Source organism: Singulisphaera photorubra (assembly GCF_045290345.1).
Taxonomy (GTDB): domain Bacteria; phylum Planctomycetota; class Planctomycetia; order Isosphaerales; family Isosphaeraceae; genus Singulisphaera.
In genome coordinates, this window is record NZ_CP155447.1 from 2,341,542 (window position 1) to 2,367,703 (window position 26,162).

General features: G+C 60.2%; 15 protein-coding genes and 2 pseudogenes. 15 read left to right on the forward strand and 2 right to left on the reverse strand.

All coding sequences use genetic code 11. From position 1 onward, the window contains the following. Positions 1 to 58: 58 nt before the first annotated feature. Entirely contained in the window at positions 59 to 553 is a 495-nt protein-coding gene (locus V5E97_RS09050; RefSeq protein WP_406699000.1) for a hypothetical protein, read from the forward strand. Positions 554 to 837: 284 nt separating this feature from the next. On the opposite strand, the gene V5E97_RS09055 is transcribed toward V5E97_RS09050, so the two are convergent. Then, a complete protein-coding gene (locus V5E97_RS09055; RefSeq protein WP_406699001.1) occupies positions 838 to 1,902 on the reverse strand; it encodes an SDR family NAD(P)-dependent oxidoreductase in 1,065 nt (354 codons plus the stop codon). A gap of 1,389 nt (positions 1,903 to 3,291) precedes the next feature. Between V5E97_RS09055 and V5E97_RS09060 the strand changes: the two genes are divergently transcribed. The 14 genes and pseudogenes from V5E97_RS09060 (at position 3,292) to V5E97_RS09125 (ending at position 24,696) form a co-directional block, all read left to right on the forward strand. Beyond that, the gene (locus V5E97_RS09060) at positions 3,292 to 5,181 is read left to right on the forward strand and encodes a polysaccharide biosynthesis protein (RefSeq protein WP_406699002.1); all 1,890 of its coding nucleotides are present in this window, start codon (positions 3,292 to 3,294) and stop codon (positions 5,179 to 5,181) included. Positions 5,182 to 5,575: 394 nt separating this feature from the next. Further along, positions 5,576 to 8,326: a polysaccharide biosynthesis tyrosine autokinase gene (locus V5E97_RS09065; RefSeq protein WP_406699003.1), complete on the forward strand. Its 2,751-nt coding sequence runs from the start codon at positions 5,576 to 5,578 to the stop codon at positions 8,324 to 8,326. Between the two features lie 21 nt (positions 8,327 to 8,347). Then, positions 8,348 to 9,193 (forward strand): annotated as a pseudogene (locus V5E97_RS09070) (nucleotide sugar dehydrogenase); the annotation flags it as partial. A gap of 426 nt (positions 9,194 to 9,619) precedes the next feature. After that, positions 9,620 to 10,285, forward strand: a complete 666-nt coding sequence (locus V5E97_RS09075) for a UDP binding domain-containing protein (protein WP_406701141.1) — start codon at positions 9,620 to 9,622, stop codon at positions 10,283 to 10,285. Between the two features lie 555 nt (positions 10,286 to 10,840). Then, positions 10,841 to 11,428 (forward strand): dTDP-4-dehydrorhamnose 3,5-epimerase, encoded by a 588-nt coding sequence (gene rfbC / locus V5E97_RS09080; RefSeq protein WP_406699004.1) that lies wholly within the window; start codon positions 10,841 to 10,843, stop codon positions 11,426 to 11,428. An 869-nt stretch (positions 11,429 to 12,297) separates the two neighbouring features. Further along, complete coding sequence (gene asnB / locus V5E97_RS09085) at positions 12,298 to 14,205, forward strand: asparagine synthase (glutamine-hydrolyzing) (protein ID WP_406699005.1); 1,908 nt, start codon at positions 12,298 to 12,300, stop codon at positions 14,203 to 14,205. A 110-nt stretch (positions 14,206 to 14,315) separates the two neighbouring features. Beyond that, a complete protein-coding gene (locus tag V5E97_RS09090; protein WP_406699006.1) occupies positions 14,316 to 15,551 on the forward strand; it encodes a glycosyltransferase in 1,236 nt (411 codons plus the stop codon). 9 nt (positions 15,552 to 15,560) lie between these two features. Beyond that, a complete protein-coding gene (locus V5E97_RS09095) occupies positions 15,561 to 16,292 on the forward strand; it encodes a class I SAM-dependent methyltransferase (RefSeq protein WP_406699007.1) in 732 nt (243 codons plus the stop codon). Between the two features lie 276 nt (positions 16,293 to 16,568). Continuing rightward, positions 16,569 to 18,011: a hypothetical protein gene (locus tag V5E97_RS09100; RefSeq protein WP_406699008.1), complete on the forward strand. Its 1,443-nt coding sequence runs from the start codon at positions 16,569 to 16,571 to the stop codon at positions 18,009 to 18,011. 154 nt (positions 18,012 to 18,165) lie between these two features. Further along, complete coding sequence (locus V5E97_RS09105; RefSeq protein ID WP_406699009.1) at positions 18,166 to 19,353, forward strand: glycosyltransferase family 4 protein; 1,188 nt, start codon at positions 18,166 to 18,168, stop codon at positions 19,351 to 19,353. A 118-nt stretch (positions 19,354 to 19,471) separates the two neighbouring features. Next, positions 19,472 to 20,839: a lipopolysaccharide biosynthesis protein gene (locus V5E97_RS09110; protein ID WP_406699010.1), complete on the forward strand. Its 1,368-nt coding sequence runs from the start codon at positions 19,472 to 19,474 to the stop codon at positions 20,837 to 20,839. A 278-nt stretch (positions 20,840 to 21,117) separates the two neighbouring features. Continuing rightward, positions 21,118 to 22,056, forward strand: coding sequence for a class I SAM-dependent methyltransferase (locus tag V5E97_RS09115; protein ID WP_406699011.1), 939 nt, complete (start codon positions 21,118 to 21,120; stop codon positions 22,054 to 22,056). Positions 22,057 to 22,240: 184 nt separating this feature from the next. After that, a complete protein-coding gene (locus V5E97_RS09120; protein ID WP_406699012.1) occupies positions 22,241 to 23,263 on the forward strand; it encodes a CgeB family protein in 1,023 nt (340 codons plus the stop codon). A 245-nt stretch (positions 23,264 to 23,508) separates the two neighbouring features. Beyond that, complete coding sequence (locus V5E97_RS09125; RefSeq protein WP_406699013.1) at positions 23,509 to 24,696, forward strand: acyltransferase family protein; 1,188 nt, start codon at positions 23,509 to 23,511, stop codon at positions 24,694 to 24,696. A 134-nt stretch (positions 24,697 to 24,830) separates the two neighbouring features. Here the strand turns inward: V5E97_RS09125 and V5E97_RS09130 are convergent. Beyond that, positions 24,831 to 25,983: pseudogene (locus tag V5E97_RS09130) on the reverse strand (ISAs1 family transposase). Between the last annotated feature and the right edge of the window lie 179 nt (positions 25,984 to 26,162).

Consider the following 26,162-nt stretch of genomic DNA (forward strand, 5'->3'; position numbering starts at 1 on the left):
AGAGTGCGTTAGGATCGGCCCAATCGGACGGATCGAACTTACAGGAGGATCGCGGACTATGGGTCGTCCATATCTTGGTCTAGCGCTCGGACTCGGATTATTCCTGCTGTTGCCGGCGAGCCCTGCTCACGCTCAGCTTCCGACGGATCCGTTCCAGGCCTATTTCGGATTCTATCTTCCGCACCAGGCGGCCATCGCCCAGCAGTCGACCCCCCTGGATACGATCAACGCTGTCCAGGCGGCCCGGCAGTTCACGGCCGCGGCGGATCGGTCGGGACTTTATGACCCGACCAATCCCTTTGCCGAAGATGATTCCGACCCGCTTCGTCCTTACGCCCGATCCGGCCGTGAACGTCTGATTCGGCCTCACATCTATCCCACGACGACGACGAACGCAAGGCAACGCGGTAACGCTCCCGGGATTTATTACAACCGGGCGGCTCGCTATTACCCGACCTTACGCCCCAACGCCGGCCCCAACCAGAATCTAGCGGTCCAACGCATTGGTCGAGGCGGGGGAATCAGCATGCCGAGCGCCCCTGGCCCGCGCTGAAACCAAAAAGGGGCGCGGCTGGTGAGCGTGGTAGTCGTTGCCCCGAATCCCAGGCCGAGCTCGCTGTGTCGCCGGGGTCTCTGACCCCGGTCTTTTTTTTGCTTTTGCTCCGGCGGCCGAGACCCTGGCCGCCCGGAGATGCGAACGGCTCTTGGATCATCAACCCCATGAGCCCAAACCCCGGTCTTCTGCGCACGGGTTGAGCACAAAGCCGTGCTACCCAGGGGCCTTTGCAGAGCCGCGGTTGCTCATCAAGGGAATCAAGGAAAACCGTGCCCCATGGCCTAGGCGAGACCAGCCGACTTCAAGAGGTCGCGGTGGTCACGGACCCATTGGAGCAGTCGCTCGATTCCGATGGCCGTTGAGACTTCGGGTGACCAGTCGAGCAGTCGCTTTGCCTTGCGGATATCGGCGACGAAGACGCGTTGATCGCCAGGGCGCCAGTCGGCGAAACCAGGATGGAGTGGGTGGCCTACCGCCCCCTCGATCGCCGTCACGAGTTCGAGAAGACTGAGCGTGTTTGACGGGCCGCCGCCTACATTGAAGACTTCCCCCTGGGCGACATCGATTCGCTCCCAGGCACGCTGGTAGAGGGCGATCAGGTCTTCCACCCAAAGGGCGTCGCGGATCTGCTTGCCATCGCCGAAGATGGTGAATTGCTTGCCCAGAGTCGCGGCAATCGAAAACCAGGCAATCCATCCCTGGTCTTCGATCCCGAATTGACGCGTTCCGTAGATGCATGACTGTCGGAACACGACGGTCTTCAGCCCGTAGATCCGGGCGTAGTCCCGGACGTACTGGTCGCCAGCCCCTTTGGAGCAGCCGTAAGGGCTGTGAAAGTCGAGCCGTTCGTCCTCATCGACGCCGAGGGGCCGATCGGCGTAAGCGTAGCGGCCATCGCGCAGGGCGACCTCGAGGTGCTCGAGGTTGCCGTAGACCTTGTTGGTCGAACTATAAAAGACGGCAGGCCGTCCCTCGGCCGCGGTTCGCACCGCCTCGAGGACGTTGAATGTTCCCAGGGCGTTGGCCTCAAAGTCCGCGCGGGGGTCGGCCACGCTGGTGGTGACGGCCACCTGGCCGGCCAGATGGAGGACGACGTCGGCATCGGCGTGCCGAGCGAGGACGTCCTTCATCGCCGAGGCGTCGCGGATATCAGCCTTGATGAATTGGTCAACCCCCTGCGACTGGAGCCAGTTCAGGTTCGCGTCGGCTCCCCGCCGCGACAAATTGTCGACGAGGACCACGCGATGTCCCGCCGCGTGTAGCCGCGCCGCGGCGTGGCAGCCGATGAATCCGGCGCCTCCGGTGATCACCCACTTGCCTCGGTCGATCGGCGTTTTCGTCGACATGGAGTCTTCCCTCGGCGAGACGCGAACGGACGATCCCGGCCCGCTAACGGCCCTCAGATCGTCCTCCTTCGTCCCCATTGAATTGGCGGAGCGGTGGAGGCCTCTACCGCCACCGTCGGACTTCGCACTCAATCTACCATAATCACGCTACGATCGGATCGGGCCACCTTGGCCGGGTTCCCGGCCCCGCCGAGGTCAACGAAGGGGGAATCGGGAAACCCGATCGCCACGGATACGGTCGAACGTTCCCCCGCGTGGCAACCGGGATTGCAAGCCTCTCTCGCCAATGAGGCGAACATTTGAGCCGACAATGGCCTGAAATTCGCTGGTAATCGCCGCGGTGGTCACGAACGCTGGAATTCGACGTACGAACGCTGGAATTCGACGTTTATGTGTTGAACGCCAATGCCCGTGTCTCGAACCGACAGCTTTCATCACGTTGGTTACCAATTCCGCACCCTCCCCGACGATTTGGGATGCGTGGAGAAGTCTCGGAGGCTGGGATCAATGACAACGTTTTGGGTGAAATTTGTGCGAAAAGGTCCTGATCTCATTCGTTTTGGCAACTTTGCCCACGGTAAATACGTTCTCTCTTTTTCTTCGTGATGGCGGCTGGGCATCCTGTCGATTATTGAACAATAGAGTCTTTGCGACTCACTGGTACTCTGCGAACTTCAGGCTGTTTTTTTTGTGGCTCCTTGACAACTGGTTGCAAAGCTATAATGTTATTCGCTTGGGTGCGTGAATGTGGGCATCCTAAATAGCGTGCGAAACAGCACGATTCCGGCAGAAGAGCGATTCTGCGAGGAACATTTGATTTGATTAGTTCGCGAACGTGAGGACCACTCACTTTTATCGAGAACGACTCGGGTGATCGGGATAGTGGTTGTTCTTTTGTCCACTTACGGTGACGATTCTGCCTGTCGGATGAAGATCAAACAGGATCCAAACATGACCGGCTGGGTCGACTCGGTTCGATCTTTCCCGGTTATGCGGTTAGTACGACGCTGAAGTCGAGTAGTGCTGGCGGAGCCGATTGAAGTCTCCGCGATGTGGCCTGTTCTGATCGATAAGATCCCACTCCTCCGCCCCCTTGTAAGTTGGGAAGGCCGCCTTGGGGCGGTCGCTGTGAGCTGATCGAGTCCATCAGATCACGCAAACCACGACGAGGAACGCTGTTCCATGGTCCCGACGTCACGCCCAAAATTGGCCTCCCCTGCCATGACATCGAAGACTGTCCAGAATTCCGGGGTCGCGCCAGGTTCTGATTCTCAAGCAGCCCAGGGAGCTCAGTCTTTCCCTGACGGAGCGGATCACGATTCGAGGAGCGGGGCGGGCTGGTCTCGGCCTGCTCGCTTGTTGAACGTCGTGCTTCGCCATCGGGTTCCGGTGCTCATTCTGTTTCATATCCTCGCATTTGCGGGGATCTATTTGCTGAGTTACCTGATCCGATTCGATGGCAACATTCCCCCGACAGCGATGACGCTGGCGTGGAAGAGCGTGACCCTGCTCGTGATGTTGAAACTGGCGGTTTTCCTGGTGATGGGAAGCCATCGGGGCTGGTGGCAGTATGCGTCGTTCGCCGATTTGATCGCTCTGTTCGAGGCGACGACATTCGGGATGATTGCCATCTTGGTTGCGGACATGGTCTACTGGACAGATTTCCAGGTTCCCCGTTCGATCATCGTGATGGACTGGGCGGGAACGCTGCTCATCGTGGGGGGGATTCGGGGGAGCACGCGGCTCTTTCGCGAACGCTACTACCCGATGCTTTCGACCCAGAAGACCAAGCGCGTCCTGGTGGTGGGGGCGAGCGAATCCGGAGTGGCCCTCGCGCGGGCGATTCAGGGGCAGGCCAGTCTCGGGATGCAGGTCGTCGGCTTCATTGATGCAGACCCCAAGCTTTACGGCAGAAATCTAGCGGGTATCAAGGTGGTGGGGCGCACGGAGAAAGTGGCGCTGCTGGCCGCTCGCCATAAGGCGGGGACCGTGCTGGTTCAGACTCCAACCGTCTCGATTCCCGAGCTTCGCGCCCTGGTTGCCGACTGCACGTCGGCCGGATTGAAGGTGCAGGTCGTCCCTGGATTCCATGCCTTGCTGGACGGCAGCCTGTCGGTCCACCCTCGCGACGTTGACATTCATGACCTGCTCTGCCGTGATCCCGTCCAGCTCGACGGCGAGTCGATCGGTCGGTTGATTCGGGGACGCGTCGTGCTGGTCACTGGCGCAGCCGGAAGCATTGGCTCGGAGATTTGCCGCCAGGCCTTGGCGTTCCGGCCCGAGCGTCTGGTCATGCTTGACCACAACGAAAACGGCCTGTTCTTCCTCGAACGCGAACTCGCTTCGATCGCCGCCGAATCCGACACGGAGATCGTGATCCGAGTGGCTGATATCGCGGACGCCCAGCGGGTCCGCACTCAGTTTGAGACCTATCGACCAGCCCTTGTTTTCCACGCGGCCGCACATAAGCACGTGCCGATGATGGAAGCCAATCCCGGCGAGGCCGTCAAGAACAACGTCTTCGGGACCCGGACCGTGGCCGACGAAGCCGTGCGGGCGGGGGTCGAGGCGTTTGTGATGATCTCAACCGACAAGGCGGTCAACCCGACCAGCGTCATGGGGGCCACCAAACGACTTGCCGAGATGTACGTTCAGTCACTTTCGAGTGTGTCCGCTACGCGGATGGTGACCGTACGCTTCGGAAACGTGCTGGGATCCAACGGGAGCGTGATTCCGGTCTTCAAGCAGCAAATTGCCCGGGGTGGCCCCGTAACCGTCACCCACCCGGCGATGACTCGCTATTTCATGACGATCAGCGAGGCCACCCAACTCGTTCTCCAGGCCGCCACGTTGGGGCGTGGAGGAGAAATCTTCGTCCTGGACATGGGGGAACCGGTCCGGGTTCACGACCTGGCCCGAGACCTGATTCGGCTCTCCGGCCTTCACGAGGGGCGAGATATCGAGATCGTCTTCACCGGACTGCGGCCAGGCGAGAAGCTCTACGAGGAACTGTACGAGGAAGCGGAGACCCGCTTGGCGACTCCCCACCCGAAGATTTTTTCCGCTCAACATCGACCGTGCTCGCCGGATCGCCTCAAGGCGCAGTTTGAATCGCTGGGCCGAGCTGCGGTCGGCGCGAGTGAAGAGGTTGTCGCCCTGTTGAAACAGCTTGTACCGGGCTATGGCACACCCCCTCGCGCCGAACACCGCACGACGAACCCCGAATCGGCCGTCTTCCACCGTCAGCAAGACCACGAGGTGGCTTCGGTCGGCGTGTGACCCTCCCGCCCAGACAACCGCGTCTCTGGAAATCCGTCGTCGGCGTTGGAAAAGCTCCAGGATGGATCTGGCGTTGTCCCACAACTCGTGGCACCGTAGAGTGATGAATTCGCATTCTTGACCAATTTGTCACGTTTTGCCTAAGATATCACTCATTGTTGTTAAGACGAGAAGAGAGGCGACGGTTTTTCTCCGATAACAAATCCAGTACGTGTGTTGCGCCTGACCTGACATCGACACGGTAACCATGCGGCTCCGTCCGTCGTTCGTCGTTAATATTCTCGGAATCTGGAGGAGCGGACTCCTTCTGGATTCGAGTGTTGGCACAGTGCATGGATGCGAGGCACTTGATTCGCGGGATGCATGCGAATCGAAGGATTAATGGGGACTGTTCATGTCAATCCAACAATCCATTACGGGCTCCGTTTCGGGAGAGTATCCTGCGCGGACACTCCAGAACGATCTCGTGACGTTATTGGAAGTTTTGAAGCGCGGATGGAAACTCGTTATTTTCGGCTTTTTGGTTTGCTTGACCCTTGCCTCGATTTATCTGGCTAAAACGAAACGCGCGTATCAGGCTTCGACCAGTCTTCTCGTCATTCAGCACGGCGGCCGTCCGCTCAACGTGACGACGTATAGTGACTCGAATCGGCCCAATGAGGGAATCGAAGATCCGGTTCCGACCCATATGGTCCTGATTCGGAGCCCGCTTGTCATCAAGAGTGCCGTCGAATCGCTCGGCCCCAAGAAAATCCCGTCGCTGGCTGCGTCATCCGATCCGGTTGCGGCGGCCCGCGGCAGCCTGAAGGTTTCGCGTCCCGATCGACTGACCAAAATTATCGTCGTGCAGTATCAGTCGGCCTCTCCGCAAGAGTCGCTCGATATGATCAATGCGATCGTGGCGAGCTATAAGAAACTTCTGGAAACCAACTATCAGAAGAACAACCAAGAGGTCATCACGCTGGTCAGCAGCGCACGTGATGAGCTGAAGTCGGAGCTCGATACGCTCCAGGACGAATATCAAAAGTTTCGGAAGGCGAACCCCGGGCTGTCGCTTGGCGGGAACGGCCAGTCGCTGACGATGCGGAAGCTCGAGCAGTGGAGCCAGGGGATCAACAACACGACGAACTTGATGATCCAGCTCAAGACCCAGCTCGACCTGATCAAGAAGATGGAGAACAGCGGATCGCAAGGGAACGCGATCGCTCTGGCATTGAGCCAGTTCCCGAACCTGAGCACCGGCACCGGCAACCTCTCGCAAGGGATGGCGGTGGCGACCGGCTCCTACGAGCAGCTTCAAAAGGAACTTGCCGACGTCAAGCTGAAACGGGCGATGACCCAACGCCTGGTCGATAATCTCAAGGCGGCGCGGCCGGAGGCGGAGACCAAGGTCACCGAAGATCACGTGGCGGGCTCGTTCAAGAACGATGCCTACGTCGCGGAACTGTATCGTGACTTGAAGCGGGCCCAGGTCCGCTTCAACACCGCGAAGCGCGCGACCCGGAATACGAACGACCCGTCGCTCAAATACGCGTTGGAACGGAAAGAGGAGATCGAGTCGGAGATCGAAGATCTCTGGCGCCAACGGCGCCCGCTCCTCCTCCGGCAACTGACGCGTGAGATGGCCGACGAAGGCGATCTGGCGATCCAGAAAGCCGAGGCGGAGCTGAGCTCCCTCGAGGCCGAAGAAAATTCCTTGTACGAGACTTTGAAAGAAGCGAAAGAAAAGTCGATCGAGGATCTGAAGTCGAGGCACCAAGAGCTGGTCAAGAAGCTTGGCGCCGATTCGCCCGAGACGATCGAGGCCAAGTTGCAAGTGGACCGGGCGTCCGAGCAATTGGGGGGCCTCGGCAAGGATGTCATCCAGAGCGAACTTCGCGATCGGATGACCTCGATCGAGCACAGTCTCAAATCGATCGGGACCATGCGCGAGGAGTATGAGAGCAAGCTCAACGAAGATCTCATCACCGCGAAACAGTCGGAACTCGGATTGCTCGAGGAAGAGCGGCTTCACGGCAATCTAGAGCGACAGAAGGCGCTCTACAACACGGTCCTGGATCAGCTCAAACAAGCGCAATTGGTGAGCGACTATAGCAGCATCAGTTGCCAGGTGGTCGATCCTCCCACTGCCTTGTCCTATCCGGTGCAGCCCCGCGTCAAGGTGACCTTGGCCTTGTCAATGATGTGCGGCCTGCTGTTGGGAATGGGGCTTGCCATGCTGGCCGATCGGCTCGATCCGCGGATCCGTACACTTGATGAAGTGCGGAAGGTGTTGAATTTTGCCCTGATCGGCACGATTCCGAAGTTGCGGGGCGAGCAGATCTCGCTCATGGGTGAAATCGGCCTGGTCAGTCACGCCATGCCGCGGTCGGTCTGGGCCGAGGCCTACCGCTCGGTCCGGACGAGCCTCGAGTTCCTCCGCCGGAGTCGCCAGGTTCAGGTGATCCTGGTGACCAGCGCCCATAGCGGCGACGGCAAGACGACCACCGCGAGTAACCTCGCCATCAGCTTTGCCATGGCGGGGCGAAAGGTCCTGCTCGTCGATGCGGATCTCCGGAAACCGTCTCAGCACAAGATTTTTGGGCTGAAGGGGGATCAGGGATTGAGCCATGTCCTCCGCCAACTGCTGCCGCTCTCACGCGTCGTCCAGCAGACCCAGACCGAGAATCTCGACTTCATCGCGTCGGGGCCTGATGTCGACAACCCGGCGGAGTTGCTCGCCTCGGCGAACCTCACCGACTTCGTCGCGGAAATCCGGAACATTTACGACATGGTCGTCTTCGATTCTTCGCCTCTGTTGGCGGTCACCGACCCCTCGATTCTGAGCGCCGTGGTCGATGGCGTGGTGCTCGTGGTTCGGCCCGAAGCCACCAAACGGCACGATGCGGAGCGGACGGTGGAATTGCTCAAGACGATGGAAAGCCCGGTCCTCGGCTTCATCGTCAACGGCATGGACCGCCAGGGCACCAGTGGTTATGGCCAAGGGTACGGCTACGGTTATGGCTATGGTTACGGCTATGGCTACGGGACGTATGGCCGGGAGCCGGTCAGTCCGATCGCCTCGTCGGATCCCAAGGAGATCACCGCGTTCGTGTCACCTTCCAAGCCGACCAATGGTCTGCCGCAAGGGATTCTCAAAGACTGATCCCCATCGTGGCGGTGAACTATGCAGACCCATGGTGCCGATTCGAGCTTATCCCGGTCGCTTGCTGATGCCATTGCGGCTCATTCGGCTCGAATCGGCGTCATCGGCCTTGGCTACGTCGGGTTGCCACTCGTCGAGCTGTTCGCCGGTTGCGGCTTTGCCGTACTCGGCCTCGACATCGACGCCACTAAGGTCGAACGACTCCAGGCGGGCGAGAGTTACATCGGGCACATCGCCAGCGACCGTGTGCGGACCCTGCGCGACGGCGGTCACTTCGAGGCGACCTCTGACTTCTCGCGGCTGACCGAGGTCGACGCGATCCTGATCTGCGTGCCGACTCCGCTAGGCAAGCACCGCGAGCCTGACCTTTCGGCGGTCGTCGAAACCGGCCGCTCGATCGGCCGTTACCTGCGCCCAGGGCAACTCGTGATCCTGGAGAGCACCACGTACCCGGGGACGACTCGGGACGTGTTGAAGCCCGAGCTCGAGGCGGGGGGGCTGGTCGCGGGTCGCGACTTTTTCTTGGCGTACAGCCCCGAGCGCGAGGACCCGGGGAACCCCAAGTTCTCGGCCGGGACCATTCCCAAGGTCGTCGGCGGCTACGACGAGACCAGCGGCCAGCTTGCTCAGGCCCTCTATCGCACCGCCGTGCCTGAGGTGGTGCCAGTCACGTCGTGCGAGGTCGCCGAGGCGTGCAAGATCCTCGAGAACACGTATCGCGCGGTCAATATCGCACTCGTCAACGAGTTGAAGCTGGTCTTTGAACGGATGGGGATCGACGTCTGGGAAGTGATCGACGCGGCCAAGACCAAGCCGTTCGGCTTTCAGGCCTTCTACCCGGGGCCGGGGTTGGGCGGCCACTGTCTCTCAGGACGTGAACAGGCTCGAGTCCGCCACGCGGAGCGGGGGCTCGACACGATCCTGCCGCTGGCCGAACTGTTCTCGCTTTTTCAGAACGAGCAGGACTCGCTCCAACTCGGTGACGTCAAGGTCGTCGAGCCCTTGGGACTGGAAACGCTCTCGGTCAACCTGGAAACCGGGGGCACCGGATGGCAGGCCGTCGCGTATCTCTTTCAACGCCGATTTCAGGGGCGGATGGTCGAAACCAGGCTGGCTGGCGGCCTGGTGCTCCGGACGACGAGCCGACACCCGATGCTCATCCTCGAGGAAGATCAACTGATCATCCGTGAGGCGGGCCAACTCAGGCCCGGCGACTTGCTCCCACGCCTGGAAGCGTTCGAGGTTGCCTCGAGCGGAACGACCCACGGTGCGCCTGCCGACCCGCGCGAGGCCATGGCCGCAACGCCCGGTGTGCCAACCCGTTGGACTCGTGACCGCTGCCTCGCCGTCGTGGGGGTGGACTTCGATCAGGCGGACGAATTGGTCTACTCCGTGGAAGTTCCTGGAACACAAACATTTGCAACCAGCGGCGGTGTGTTCGTCCACAACTGTATTCCGATCGACCCATTCTATTTGACATGGGCTGCCCAGAGTTACGGAGTCCATACTCGTTTCATTGAATTAGCCGGCGAGATCAATACCTCGATGCCGCTTTACGTGCTCGATCGGGTGATGACGGCACTCAACGAGCGCAGTAAGCCCTTGAAGGGGAGCCGGGTCCTCGTGCTGGGAGCGGCATACAAGCCGAACGTGGACGACTGTCGGGAAAGCCCCGCGATCGAGTTGATGGAATTGCTTCAGGAACGCGGAGTGATCGTGTCGTACAGCGATCCGTACGTTCCCGCCTTGCCCGCAATGCGCGGTCGTACGATCCGACTGGAAAGCGTCCCGATTACGCCCGAAATGTTGGCCGCTCAAGACTGCGTTCTGATTGCCACCGACCACTCCGCCTTCGACTGGAATCTGATCCTGGCGCATGCCGGCCTGGTCGTGGACACCCGAGGAGCCACGCGGAGCGCGTTGGGAGAGTCCGGGAATGCTTCTGTGATCAGGGCATAATTGCATGATGGCTTGACCGATTGGTCTGGCTTCGATTCAAGCGGATTTGTCGCGACGTCCGGCCGCATTCCGCAATTGTTTCCCTGCCCGTTCTCACTGAACTCGGCGTCCGACCCGAGACCACCCCGACCTTGAGAGCTCGTAAGCGAATCCGAAGACATTCGGAGCTGGGGCGTCTGCAAATCAACCCGTGGCGGAAATCGCGAAACTCCTCGGTTCGTTCGCTCTGTCGCGGATCAATGGAAAAATATCGAGGTCACGCTCGCGTCGATGACGATGAAGACCTCTATGCAGTTGGTCACGGTTTTCCTTGATTTCCTGTTGGGCACCCTGAGCGAGCATGATGATGGTGGTGGTGGCGACCCGCTTGGTTGGCAACCCACGAGCACGGAGTGTGCGCGGAATCGGGAGGATAACTTGGGATTAGCAGGCACGGAAGTGATCGCCGGCCGAATGGATTCTCGCCAGGCCGAGCCGTTGCGGCGTTTGGCTACGCCAATGAAAAGTGGGTTAGGGACGATACCTTCTCAGTCTTCTCATGCAGCGAGCGAGCCGATGATTCGCAGCGAGACAAGCCTTCAAGGTCCCGTCATTCTCGAGCCCCGGATCTTCCGCGACGAGCGTGGCTACTTCCTTGAAACCTGGAATCGATCCCGATCCGAGGCCGCCGGTATCCCGTCGGATTTCGTCCAGGATAACCTTTCGTACTCCGAAAAGGGCGTGCTCCGCGGCCTCCACTACCAGCATCCCGCCGCGCAGGGAAAGCTTGTCATGGTCCTCCAAGGCGAAGTCTACGACGTCGCCGTGGACATCCGGGTCGGCTCCCCGACGTTCGGACGATGGATGGGGGTTACCCTCTCCTCGACCGATCTCCGGCAACTCTATGTTCCGCCGGGATTCGCCCACGGGTTCGTTGTGACCAGCGAATTCGCGGTGTTTATGTACAAGTGTACGGACTTCTACAGGCCTGAGGACGAGGGAAGCGTCGCGTGGGATGACCCCGCCTTGGCAATTCCGTGGCCCGTTGCGTCTCCGATCCTGGCGGCGAAAGACCGCGAAGCCCCACGTCTCCAGGCAATCTCAGCCGACCGTTTGCCCGTCTGGGAAGCCGAGGCCAAGCCCTCGAAGGCCGGGGAAGCGTAGCGCACCGCGGCCTGCCGCATCCACTCACGGGATCACCCCGAGCGGTTCACTCACGAGTCGCTCGCATCCTTGTCGTAGGGGACTCAGGCTCCGCCAGCAAAGTACGATCAGGCCGGGACCTGCCCGACGGTCACCATGGCCTGGAAGGCCGCTAGTCCTTCATGATTCGTTCACGATTGATGGAAGTGAACGGCGTTTTTTTTTCTTGCGTATCGATACTTCAAGTGATAATTTAACCCCTCTGACGCAGAGTCTTTGTAACTGATTTAAATTACGTAATCGCTCGCCTTGACTCCCCTTGGCCTCACGGCCTCTTACGGCGCAGCCGAGACTGATTCTGAGGTGCCTTAACCGACTCGTCGATGAGGTTGATCGTTCCAACCAATCCAATCTCTGGGCTCTGCGTATTCGGGCTCAATCAGACCTTCCGCGATACCGATAAAATAAGACTATTCGGAGTCGCCACGTGAGTGGATCCTCCTCCTCCCAGGAGGATGCCCTGTTGAATTCAATGTTTGAATCTATCAGCTCACTCTGGTGCACTCTCGCATTGTTTTCGTTGGTTTTGTAAGCTATCGTTGTTAATGCAAGCGCGACTGGATTGATGGACTGCCGATTGACGTGGTTGTCCAAGGCCGAATCGGCCGATTTTTTTTTGGTCTGCGGACGTCTGAGGCTGACGGTCTGCAACCCACGGGCACGGAGTGCGCGCCAGGGTGGCGATGATGCGATCAGAATCTGTCGCTTTTTGTGTTAATTTTGGCGTGTTTGTGGGGGTGTGAAGCCCGCTCGGCGGTTTGTTTGGATTCTCGCCCACGGAGCGTCGAGTTTTGTGGCCCCCTTTCTCTTCAACCGAGACGACCTGATCGATGTGCGGAATTGCGGGTATTGTGTCGTCCTCGGCTCTGGCGCAGGGGAACTTGGAGCGGGTGCGAGCCATGGCTGCCGCGCAGGCGCACCGAGGGCCTGACGACGGTGGTGTGGAAGTGGTTCGCGAAGACGCCCCTGCGGTTGTTTTCGGGCACCGGCGACTGGCCATCATCGACCTCTCGCCGGCCGGGCACCAGCCGATGCTTGATCCGGAGTCGGGATCCTGGATTACGTTCAACGGTGAGATCTACAACTACCGGGAACTGCGCCTCATCCTGGAGCGTGAGGGGTACACGTTCAGGACCGCGACGGACACCGAGGTCATCCTGAAGGCGTTCGCTCATTGGGGCGAGGACTGTGTCCGGCAGTTGCGCGGGATCTTTGCGTTCGCGATTTTCCGGCCGGAGTCGCGGGGTGGCGACGGGTCGGGATTTGAGGTCTTCCTGGCCCGTGACCAGCTTGGGGTCAAGCCGCTCTACTACTGGTTCGAGGGGGGCACGTTGGTGTTCGCCTCGGAGGTCCGGGCGGTGCTGGCCTCCGACCTCGTCGAACGGCGCCTCGATCTGCTCGGTCTCCGTTCCTACCTGGCCTACGGGTCGGTTCAGGAGCCGTACACGCTCGTCCAGGGCGTTCAGTCGCTGCCGCCGGGGCATACTCTGGTCTGGCGCGACGGCCAGCTCGAAACATCCCGCTACTGGCGACTTCCTGAAGCCGAGCAGGTGTCCGCGACGGGCTCGGCGGACGTTCTCGACGAACTCTCCTCGCTCCTGTCCGAGGCGGTCCGGATCCAGATGGTCGCGGACGTACCGGTCGGGGCGTTCCTCTCCGGCGGGATCGACAGCACGGCGATCGCGGCGCTTGCCCAGCGGGCGAGCACCCAACCCATCCGCACCTTCTGCGTGGTCTTTGACGAGGCGTCCTACGATGAACGCGAGTACGCGCTGGCCGCGGCGCGTCATATCGGGACGCAGCACGCGGAACTCCACCTCTCCGACCGCATCGTGCGGGAGTCGTTGGATCGCGCCCTGGGCTCGTTCGACCAGCCGAGCATGGACGGGCTGAATACGTATTTCGTCTCGCAGGTGACACGCGAGGCCGGTTTGACTGTGGCGCTGTCCGGCGTCGGAGGGGATGAGCTGTTCGGCGGTTACGACGGCTATCACCGCTTCCTCCAGGCCGACCGCTGGGGGAGACTGGTCGGCCTTCTGCCGGGTGCGGTCCGATCGGGGATCTCCCCCCTGGTCAGTGGTTTGGCGCGAAACGAGGCGCAGCGGAAAGCCGCCTTGCTTCTGAAGCGGCCTCATTCGAGCCATCTCCTGGTCCGTCAATTCTTCCATGAGTCGCAGATCAGGAGCCTGGTGCCGGAGTCACTGCTCGCCTCGCCGGCGTCATGGGAAGCTGGTGCGTTCGCGGAGGTGACGACCGCGATCGCGGGGTACGACGTCGTGAACCGGGCCTCGGCCTGGGAACTTCAGACATACATGCTCAGCACGCTCCTCCGAGACACTGACCAGATGAGCATGGCGCACGCCTTGGAGGTTCGCGTTCCGCTGCTCGACCACCTGCTCATCGAATTTCTTTTCAGCCTACCCGGCTCACTCAAGCTGAAGGCGGGACAGCCAAAGCCTCTCCTGACCCTGCCACTGGGAGATGCGCTTCCCGCAAAGTGCGTTCACCGTCGCAAGCAGGGGTTCGAGTTGCCATTTGAAGTCTGGTTCCGCCGCGGGCTCCAGGACCGAATGCGCGAGTTCTTCCTCGGCACCGGTGGGAGGAGCAACCCCCTCTTCCTGGCGGCCGGCCTGGCCAGGCTCTGGCGCCAGTTCGAGGCGGGGCGAGTCTCCTGGAGCCGGGTCTGGTGTCTCTACGTGTTGCAGCGTTGGCTCGAGGAACATCGCGTGACGGTCTGAGCGAACCGACCCGTCCTCATCCTGTTCGCGTGTGCCTGAGCCCAACGGGCTTCGGGATGTGACGGATACTTCGCTCGACTGTCCGGAACGCTGGAGAGAGGCTTTTGCCCTTGGATTCTTCACGGCCGCGAATCCTTGTATTCGTCGAATACTTCCGCCCTGGTTTCAAGTCCGGCGGGCCCGTCCGCTCCGTTGCCAACATCGTGGATCTTCTGAGCGACCGGTTCGAGTTCTGGGTCGTCACCCGAGATCGCGACTTCACCGATGCCGTACCCTACGCGGGGGTCGACGTGGGGCAATGGAATCAGGTTGGCAAGGCCGTGGTCTTCTATCTCCCCGAAGCCAGGCGACTCGACAGCGCATTGCTCGGGCGCCTGATTGGCGAGGCCAATCCGTCCGCGATTTATCTCAACAGTTACTTCGCGCCGATGGGCCGTCGGTTTCTGATGGCCCGCCGGTTCAAGCGGCTCTCCGAGCTCCCCGTGGTGATCGCCCCCCGCGGAGAATTGGGAGCGAGAGTCCTTCAGTTGAAGCGGCTCAAGAAGTGGCTGTACATCGCCCTGATGTCTCGGCTTGGAATCTATAAAGGCCTGCTTTGGCAAGCCACTGCTCCTCATGAGCAGGGAGAGATCCAGGCCATCATGGGGCAGGGGGTCGAGGTGCGCCTGGCCCCGAATCTCCCCCGCGCCACCGTGGAGAGCCTCCAGGCCGTCCGGCCACCGAAGCGAGCGGGGACCGTGCGATTGGTCTTCCTCTCGAGAATCGCGCCGAAGAAAAATCTGTCGTTCGCCCTGAAGTCACTCCGGGCGATCCGGGGCGATGTCACGTTCGAGATTTATGGGCCGATCGACTCGGCCGCCGAATGGCAGTTGTGTGAAAAGTTGATCGCGACCCTGCCGGCGAACATTCGAGTCACCTATCAAGGCATCATCGACAACGAGCAGGTCGTTGAAATGCTCGGAGCCAGCCATTTTCTGGTGCTGCCGACGCTCAACGAGAACTTCGGCCACGTGATTTTCGAGTCGTTCGTGGCCGGGAGCCCGGTCGTGCTCAGCGACCAGACGCCCTGGCGTGACCTCCCCGCCAAGAATGTGGGCTGGGACCTTCCCGTGGACGACTTGGCCGCCTGGCAGCGCACGCTTCAGGAGTGTGTTGACATGGACGACGCCCGGTATCAGGAAATGTCGTCGGCCTGCGTCACGTTCGCCCGCCAATGGCCGGCCTCGTCCAATGTCCTCGAGATGACGCTTGCCCTCTTCAGGGAGGCAGTGCGAGGTGGCAAACCCTCTCAAAATCCGAATGATGCCCTGGCTCATGACGCCAGCGGTCTGGTCAATTTGAAGTGATGGGTGATTATGGCCGACGATTATCGAAAGCAACTCTACGATCGATATGTCACGTCCCACGTCAAGAACCAGATTCCGCTCACCCTGGATGCGTTCAGATCGCGGGAACCCTACCTGAATCAGGTGATCACACGCCATTTCCCACCAGACCGTGACGCGTCGATCATGGACCTCGGGTGCGGGCATGGCGCACTTGTGCATTTCGCCCATCGGGCCGGCTATCGCCATGCCATCGGCGTCGACACGTCGTTCGAGCAGGTTGTGGAAGCGGAACGATTGGGGATCAACGGAGTCGTGCAGGGCGATGTACGGGAGACCTTGCGAACGCTGGCGGATGACTCACAAGATGCCATCATCGCGTTTGACTTGATCGAACACCTGACAAAACAAGAGCTTCTGACGCTTGCCGAAGAGGTTTGGAGAACCCTCAAACCGGGAGGGCGATGGATCATCCATACTCCGAACGCCGGGTCTCCCTTTTTCGGCACGATTCGCTACGGCGACTATACCCACGAGCAGGCGTTTACGACGTCATCGATCAACCAGGTGCTCATTGCCTCACGATTTAGCCGAGTCACCTGTTTTGAAGACGTGCCCATCCCACATGGGTTGAAGAGTACGATTCGCTCGTTGGCCTGGCGGGTGATCCGGCTTGGTCTCCGGTTCTACGTCGCCGCGGAGACCGGGAACGCGAACGGACACATCTTCAGTCAGAATTTTCTGGTGGTCGCCATCAAGTGATCCCAGAGCAAAGACGTGTTGCGTCGGACGTCGGAGGCAACGAGGTCTAACTCTCGCGCCTCCGGTTGCCGGCCAAAGAGGGCGGTCGGGGGTTCCGACGGAATGAGGATTTTCCGGCGGGCAAGAGCGTTGTGAACTCTCACCGCCCGAATCGGACAATTGCCAGGGCCACGGTGTCCATGGACGGGACGCGGTATTGAGGTCGCCCGCCGATCGGGCCGGAGTCGAGCGGGAAAAGGGCGTCACAGGTAGGTCCTGCTCAAGGAGATGATGAACGTGCAAGAACCGATCGCGGTTGCGAGGCCAAATACCGAGAGCGAGGTGATTCCGTCCGTAAAGATCGCCTGCGTGGGAAGCATTATTAATATTGTGGTCGCATTCTTGATTGATAATTATATTACGGATTTCCCGTATCTCGATTGGGTGCCCCTGGGCCTGATTGTGGTGACGATCGTGACTTGCGGCCTGAACGCGATGTTTGTCGTCTGGAATTCGACATCTTATTTGTGGAGTCCCCTTCCCTGGTTTCTTATGGCGTGCAGCGCTTATTTTGGGGTAGGGCCGACGATGTACTATTTTGCCAACCCTGAAACCGTGGCCTATATGGACGCGTTCTTCCCTGTTGATATGGCAATTTTGCAGAAGGCCTGTGTCGTAAATTCGGCGGGGATTCTGGTGGTCTGCTTGACGTGGTACACGGCACTCAACTTGTGGCCAGCGTCGCTGACCATTCGGCCGAGGCCCATGGACTCGCGCTCGCTCAAGTGGCTGGCGCTCTGTTTTCTGTTCATCGGGCTTCCCGTAAAATATCTGTTTATTTTGCCCCGAGCGTTCGGGTTGACCGATTATGTGCTCTCGGGCAGCATTCAGGCATGTGGATATTTTACCTACTTTGCGACATTTATTCTGGTTTATTTGATCGCATCAGGCCGAGCCGGACGGCCAATGACGATCTTTTCTTGTGTGTTCGTGGCGGTGGAAATCCTCACGCAGTTGCTGCTTTTTTCGAAACTGGCCCTCTTTCAAGCTCTGATCATGATCTTCTTCGGGGTGTACTCAGCGAGACCGACGGTGAGGGTCCTCGCCGCGTCCAGCGGCCTGATGGTCGTCATTTACATCCTCGTCACCCCGTTCGCGCTTTGGTGCCGAGCGGAGGCGCATCTGGTGGGGGAGGTCCCCGGGTTGGCGGGTCGGCTGGAAATCGTCGGTGAATACCTTACGCACGGCTTCGGAGAATTCGAACCGAATTCGACGAACGTACAGTGGAGTTGGATGCGGCTTACAATCGCTCCGATGCAGGCATTTGCTATCGACGCCTTCGATCGAGGCAATCCCGGCGAGAGTCTCTGGGTGGCCGCGTATACGCTAATTCCGCGATTTCTCTGGGCCAACAAGCCGATGATCGGCTTGTCCAATGAATTCAACCTCATCGCCACTGGCTACGCGACCAACAACACCAGCCCGGGGATGTGGGGCGACCTGTACTGGAACGGCGGATGGATGGCATTGATCCTCGGGTGCCTCTACATCGGCTTGCTTCACGCGGGCATCACCAAGGTCGCCGTTCCCTCAATGAAGGTAAGCGACTTTCGAGCGCTGCCCCTTGCCTTTTTCGGCCTCCTGATCGGGATTCGTGTCGAGGATTTCTTCGTGCTTGCGTGCGTCGCTCCGGTGCCGATCTGTTTGGCCTATTACATTGTGGTCAGTAAGTTTCTTTGATTCCCAAAGGGTGGGCGGCCCGGCGCTCGCGGGAATCCAGGCTTGGCGACGCTCGGAACGCCTGTCCCTTTGTTCCGATCCGTGGCGCATGCCGTACGATCGTGCCTCGGCCCGCCCGATGAGATGCCGCCAAAGGCGATTGGATTGCCGGCTCATGAATGTTTGTGTTTCGGTTTATTCACGATTCCATGCGTTTGACCTCGCGGGCCAGCTGCACCGCCTTGGCCATCTTGGCAGGCTCATCACGAGCTATCCCAAGTTCAAGGCCGTCGAGTTTGGGGTCCCGCGTGAGAAGGTCCGGTCGCTGCTGCTGCACGAGGTTGCGAAGCGGGCTTGGTGGAAGATGCCGGCCGCCCTCAAGCCCGACTGGAATCTGGATCCGTGGTTTTCCGAACGGTTCGAGCGTGCGGCCTGGAAGCATATTCCCAAGGAAACCGACATCTTCGTCGGGGTGTCGAGTTTTTCGGAGCGGGGACTCATTGAGGCCAAGCGCCTGGGGGCGGTCACTGTACTTGAGCGGGGCTCGACACACATCGAGTTTCAGCGTGACATCCTCGCGGAAGAGTTCGACCATTGGGGGGTGAAGGGGTTCCGGGTCGATCCCCGGAGCGTCGTGAAGGAACTGCGCGAATATGAGATTACCGACTATATCAGCGTGCCGACCGAGTTTGTGAAGTCGACGTTCCTCGAGAAAGGGATCGACGGGGCGAAGGTGATCGTCAACCCCTACGGCGTGAACCTGGGGCAGTTTCACCAGCTTCCCAAGCAGGACGACGTGTTCCGCATCATCTACGTCGGCGGGATGTCGCTCCAGAAGGGGGTGCATTACTTGCTCAAGGCCTTTTCCGAACTTCGTTTGCCCGACGCCGAGCTGTGGTTGGTCGGGGCGAAATACCCGGAGATCGACCCGTTCTTCAGCAAGTACGAGGGGACATTTCGCTATTTCGGAGCTGTTCCCCAGGCCACGTTGCATGAGTATTATTCCCAGTGTTCGGCCTTCGTGATCAGCTCGATCCAGGAGGGCATGGCCCAGGTCCAACTTCAAGCGATGGCCTGCGGCTTGCCCCTCGTCTGCACGACCAACACCGGGGGGGGAGAACTGATCAACGAGGGGGAAGAGGGCTTCGTGTTGCCGATCCGCGATACGGACGCCCTCAAGGAGCGGATTCTGGCGTTGTACAAGAATCCAGAGGCCTGCGCCGCAATGGGCCAGGCGGCGAAGCGACGGGTCAGCCAGGGATACACCTGGGATGACTACGGTCAGCGCAGTGCGGCAACCTATCAGAGAATACTTGCCGCTCGTCAGGTCGGAGAGGGGCTGTCGACGAGCCGGTCGGCATGATCGGTCTCAGCGTTACAAGATGGAATGACGCGGCGCTTTGCGCCGAGCGTGGGACGCGAACGGGGGCCATGCCGATCTCCTTCCGCCAATCACCAGGACATATGGACTCGTTCTCAGAATGAGCGTTCAAACCGGTCCGGACGAAATCGTGGCGACCACGGATAGCCTGTCGGTCTCCTTGGACCCTGGCAGGTTGTCTCGCTTGAAGGGTTTCCTTCGCGAGACGAGCACCGGGAGCTCATTCCGGGGGCGAGTCGGCCTGACCACGGTCGCCAACCTCGCCCAAGGGCTGATCGGTCTGGCAACCGGGGTGACGGCCGCCCGACTTCTGGGCCCCCAGGGACGCGGCGAGTTGGCGTCGATCCAGACCTGGCCACTTCTGCTGGCGTCGCTGGCGATGATCGGGATGCCCGAGGCCGTGGTCTATTTCGCCAGCCGGTCGCGTGAGCGGGCGGGCCAGTACCTCGCGACCGCACTCGTCATGGTCCTGGGAGCCGGGGTCGCCATGGGGATTGCGGGTTGGTGGCTGATGCCCTGGCTGCTCCACGCCCAATCCCCGGCGATTATCCACGCGGCCCGGCTGTTCCTGCCGATCATTGCGCTCTACGCGATCGCGGGCCTGCCACACCACATGTTGCGTGCGCTCGGCGCCTGGCGATCCTGGAATCTCTTTCGGCTGTTGCCCAGCCTCCTTTGGATGGGGGTGTTGCTGGCAGCCTTTCTGTCCCCACGCCTGGCCAGCCCGATCATCCTCAGCAAGTTGGCGCTCACGACGACGTTCGTGACCATCATCCCCTTGGTCCTGGTCCTGCGCCGACAGTCCTGTGGTCCGTACGTCCCACGAGGCGAATACGTCCGCCCGCTCGTGCACTACGGTCTCCCCTCGATGCTCAACGTTTTGCCTCAGACCCTGAACCTCAGGCTGGATCAAATGATGATGACGGCTGCGTTGGAGCCGACTCTGCTCGGGCTCTACGTCATCGCCGTCGCGTGGAGCGGGATGTTGTCTCCGTTGGTGAGTTCGGTCGGGACCGTGTTGTTCCCCCACCTGAGCGCCATCGGCGACCACCGGCAGCAACGCGCGACCATGCTCGGGATCGCCCGGCGTCTGGTGGTCGCGGTCGTGGTGCTCACGATCGTGCTCCTGATCCTCACCCCCTTCGTCTTCCCGCTCCTGTTCGGAAGCCGATTCAACGCGGCCATCCCCGCCGCGCTGATCCTGGTGGTGGCCAGTGGCTTCAGCACGCTGAACTCCACCTTCGAGGCAAGCTTGCAGGGATTGGGGCGGCCGATGGGCGTGCTCGTGGCTGAGGTTGTGGGCCTGGTGATGACGCTGGTTCTCCTGCTCGTTCTCTTGCCTCCGTTCGGGATCGTTGGCGCGGCCATCGCCTCACTCGTCGCGTACATGATGACGACCATCCTTCTGGTCGCTCAACTGTCGCGGGTGCTCCGCCAGACTCTCCCGGCCGAGGGCGTCTCGGGCTGAGCCAACGTATTTCACCGCCTGATCGGAAACCGAACTCGCTGCCGCGGTCAGATCGCCTGCAATCGGTGTCTGACGTCGCCTCTCGCTCTGGATCCATTCGGTGGCTCCGATCTCGACGCCGAGATCCAGGCGTTTACGCCTTCAATCCAGGGGCCCGAAGCCGAGGCTCGAGCCCCCCGATCTGACAGGCTCCAAGGATATTTTCGGGTTCGTGAGCTGAGCCACTCTCTCGGGCCTCGATCGGCAGGCCGACTGAGACGTGCCCAATCGGAGGCGAGATGATGGAAAAGACCTTCTTCAAGAATGATTGGCTGAAAGAGGCCGAGAAGCACCGGTGTGGGGTCGTCAAGCAGTTTGCTTATACTCTGGCACGTCCCTGGCTCTCGCGGTCCAACCGGCGTCACCTCTCTCCTTCGCTGCTTTCCGCCCACAAACCCTCGTTGGTCCTGGGAGCGCGGGGGATTCCCGTCGAGTTCCGGCGGAAGTGGGCCATCCGGCGGACGCCAATCCAGGACGCGACGATCCTGATCCAGGGCACAGGGACGGGCTGGGAGGTCCTGACCTGGGCTCCGCTCAAGCCGCACGCGATCATTGCCACCGACCTCTTCGATTTCCAAGACTCCTGGTCCGAGATCAAGCAATACGTCGAGGGCCGTTACCGGGTCCAGACGGAATTCCGCCAGGCCCCGCTCGAGGATCATTCGTTCTTGCCGGATGGCTCGATCGATCTCTGCGCTTCCGACGCGGTGTTTGAGCATTGCCAGGATCTTCCGTCGGTCCTTCGGGAATCGTTCCGCGTACTCAAGCCGGGCGGCGTCCTCTACGCCAGTTACGGTCCGATGTGGTATGCCGCCTGCGGCGACCATTTTTCCGGCCGGGGTGGCAGCGACACGGTCTATAACCACCTCCTGCTCGACGCCGACGCCTATCGTCGCTATTTCCAAGAACACCTCGCCTCGGAGGAGGATTTCCAGAGCGGCGGTCGCTACGTCGAGCTGGACCTCTTCTCCAAACTAACCACAGATCAATATGTTCGTTATTTTACGGACGCAGGTTTCCTCGTCGATGAAATCATCTTGATCGTGAGTGTGCCTGGGATTGAGTTCAAGGAGAGGAATCCGGACCGGTTTGGGCAACTTGTGGAAAAGTATGCCGGGATCTGTGTGCCGGACGACTTCCTCATTGTGGGGAACTGTGTTCGGCTCCTCAAGCCCTGAACGGTCGGGGCGGGGGCCCGCTGATTCGACCTGGACGGATCTCGAGGGGGATCGACCTTGCCGTTGACGATCCACTTTTTTCGGCCTTGGTGACTCATATGGCAAGCCTCATCTCGATCGCGCCGAAAAGTACGATGGCCGGGCGGGTTGGGTTTGCGGATCTTGAAGTGGGGGAGTGGTCCTCGTGAAGATCTTGTTCGTGGGACCCAATCAAGGGACAGCGTATCAACGCCGCAAGGCTCTCGAACGGCTTGGTCACGAGACCCACGCCATTAACCCCGAGCATTGTCTGTCGAAACGGAAGCCCTGGCCGAAGCTCCACAAGGAAACGGGGGGGTACTTCGTCAAGCGTCGGGTTACCAAATGGGTGCTCGAGTCGATGGGGGACGAGCGGTACGACCTCGCGTGGGTCGACTGGTGTCGCTATGTTGATGCTTCGCTGGTTGGCGAGATCCGACGGCGGTGTGGCCGTGTGGTCAACTATAACAACGACGATCCGCTGGGCTCTCGGGACGGGATCATGTGGTCGTTGTATCGGTCGACCATACCTTTGTACGACCTTGTCGTTGTGATGCGGGAGCAGAACGTCGCGGAAGCAGAGGCGCGGGGCGCTCGGAAGGTGCTTCGCGTTTATATGAGCGCTGACGAGGTGGCCCACGCGCCTCGGGTGGTCGAGGAGTCGGAGCGGGCGCAGTGGGAGAGCGATGTCCTCTTTCTGGGGACCTGGTTTCCGGAACGTGGTCCGTTCATGGCGGAACTGATCCGGCAGGGCGTTCCCCTGAGCATTCGCGGGGGCCAATGGAAAAAGGCGAAGGAGTGGCCGCTCCTCAGATCGGTCTGGAAGGGGCCGGGAACCGCGAGCGACGACGAATATGCCTGGCGGATCCAGGGGGCCAAGGTCTGCCTCGGCCTGCTTTCGAAGGGGAACCGCGACTTGCACACGCAGCGGACGATGGAGATCCCGTTGCTCGGCGGCCTGCTGTGCGCCGAACGGACGGAGGAGCATGAGCGACTCTATCAGGATTGGGACGAGGCGGTCTTCTGGTCCAACGCTGAGGAGTGCGCCGAGGTCTGCCGCCGGTTGCTCGACGATGAGCCGAAGCGGCGCGCGATCGCAAGGGCCGGCAGGGAACGATGCCTTGCCAACGCCACTCAGAACGAGAAAGTCCTCGAACGGGTGCTCGCCGAGGCCTTTTGTGAAGTCTAAAAGTAGTGAAGGGGGCGGGTTGTCGGTGGATCTCGGAGCCACTTCGGACCGCTTCGTGGTAGCGATCGGCGTGCCTCTCGGGAGGCGATCGCCAACTCGCCGAACCGTTCGCGGCCAAAAGGTGGCCACCTGGGTCTTCAGGGGGAACGCCGCGAAGAGGAACCGCGGCCGGGCCGGCAGAAGCTCGCTGGAACGGCCGTGATCCCGCGGAGCCGAACAGAACTGTTATTCCTCTTGGGTGCCCCATGAAAGTCGAGTCCTCGATCTCCACTCCTTCGGTCCACCTGGATTTTGCTCGGGGCCTGGCTGCGCTCCTCGTTCTGATGAACCATGGGCGAAGTCTCTTTTTTGTGAATTATGGTGAGGCGCACACGAAGAGCCTGTTTGTGAAATTCTTTTATTTCTTCACGGCATTTGGTCACGAAGCCGTGATGGTTTTCTTCGTCCTCAGCGGCTATTTCATCTCGTCCAGTATCCTCCGCGCCCGACGGGAAGGGCGCTGGTCCTGGCGGACGTATCTCGTCGATCGCTCGACCCGGATCTACATCGTACTGATCCCCGCGATCCTGCTGACGGTGGCCTGGGACCTGTTCGGGATGAGCGTCTACCCGCGATCACAGATCTACTTCGGCGTGGATGACCATGGCCTCTTCAAGAGTCCGATCGCGACCTTCTACGAGACCGGGCACTTGCCGGCGATCATTGTCGGCAACTTGCTCTGCCTTCAGACGATTTTCGTCCCGACCGTGGGGTCGAACCCCGCGCTCTGGAGCTTATGCAATGAAGTTTTCTACTACCTGATTTTCCCGCTGGCGCTCGTCCTTCTGGCGCCGGGGGGGAGGCGAATCGAGCGGTTTGCCTGTGCGGTCATGTTGGCGGTGGTGAGCTCGCTGTTGAATGGCGATAAATGGTTTTATTTTTTGATCTGGCTCTTTGGTGCGGGCATCGCCGCGACCGGCTTGACCCCGCGGACGTCGGGCCGATCATTGCCTCGCGGCGTTCTGGAACTGGCGGTACTCTGGTTCGGAACCTCCATGGTTCTTACCCGCTCGCGGCTGCCCCTTTTTGAGAATGTTTACCTCGTCGACTTTCTGAATGGGGGCGCTTTCGCCGCTCTCCTGATCGCGATATTACTCCGCCCCTCGCCCAGCCCCGGCGGTCTCTATCCGTTCCTGGCCAGGCAGCTCTCCGGGTTTTCCTACAGTCTCTATGTGATTCATCTCCCGATCCTGGTTTTCCTGAGGGCGACCCTGTTGCCTCGAGAACGATTCCAACCGCGGTTCGATTGCATTGCGCTCTACCTTGGGGTGCTGGCCCTGATCGTTGCCTATGCCTTTCTGTTCTCGAGGGCCACGGAAGCGAAAACGGGTCAGGCCCGTCGCGCGATGGCCTCATGGACTCGTCTCCATTCCTGGGCGCTCGCCCGGAAATAGCGACGACGAGGAGCCCCGAAGAGTTTCGACCTTGTCGCGTTGCAAAGGAAGCCGGCTTCGAACGCTCCAGGGATTCTGGATTCGCAATCAGCGTGCTCATACTTGAACGATATGACGGGCAGGGCCAGCGCACACTAAAGTGTTGATCCGGCAAGAACTTGCAGAAGAAAGTCGTCACTCCAACCGCAACTGCGTCGTTTCATCACCAGACTGTCACGGCCCGGATGTTGCTTCAATAGCGACAGTGTCAGGCGATTGAGCCATGCGAAATTCTCGCGCAAGTGCTTCTCTCGGATTCGCGACTCGTCCTCGCGATAGGTTACATCGAGACTCCAATGACAGGCGTTTTCGATGCCCCAATGGCTCCGGACGGCGTGGGCGAATCGTTTCGCATCGACATTAAGACTGCTGATATAATAACGCACTTGGACGTTTTTTCCCGTTCCGGACACAATCAGAGACCACGACACCGATCGACTTCAGCCCTTCCATGGCTTGAGCCCTGGCAAACTTTCTGGCACAGCCATCTGAATGTACGTACGCGTTTCGGCTCGCCCATGGGCCGTCTCGCTGGTCTGAAGCCGACTCGCTTTGACATCGGCGAAATCGTTCTCCCATTCTTTGTTGATCGCTCCCATAACAGCCTGGTGCAACGTCTCCTGGTTTCCTTTCAACGCCAGCACATAATCCGCCTCGCCCTCAACGATTTGCGAGGCGATCGCCTTTGTGTCCCCATCGCGTCAATCGTGATGATCGCCCTTGATGTCCACAAGCCGCAGTAACTCGGGATGGCCGTGATCTCGTTGGATTTCTCGGCGCAGGCCACTTGCCCTAACGACAGGCCAAATTCGCTGGCCCAAACGCTGACCGAATGGAGAGCCCTAGACCGTTCTTGTGATCGTGACTTCGCCGCAACGTTTTTCCATCAATCGCCAGGATCGGTTGCTCGACGCCGGTCGCCGCAGTGGCCGCATCGCGCAAAGATTGGAGCCAGTTTGCGAAACAGGCTTGAAACGCGGCGGGCTTGAGGATCATCAGGACGCGACGAAAGACATCCTTTCGTGGGACACCACGGGGTAGGTCCAGGAGCTTCACGAGGAACTCCTCCTTCATGGCGGCCCACTTGGCGATCGCGGTCGGCCCGGCGGCACCAGCGAGGACCGCCATCAAGGCAATGACGAGCACACTACTCAGAGGATGCTGGCGGTTAATAGTGGAGCGAGGGTCCTCCAACTCGGCGAAATGCTGAATGATTTCGTCAATGTCGTTTTGCTTGATATTCGCCATGGTTGACCCAAGTGCGTCGTAGCCGTAAAAATCTCCCAGAGAATGTATACAAATAAATCGGCCAAAGCGCAAGCGTCATAAACTGCCAAGCCTACGCAAAATGCGCGCTGGCCCTGATATGACGGGGCAGGGGGCGAAGCAACGACTCTCCCCTTTGCAGGATCTACCGGCGGTGAAGA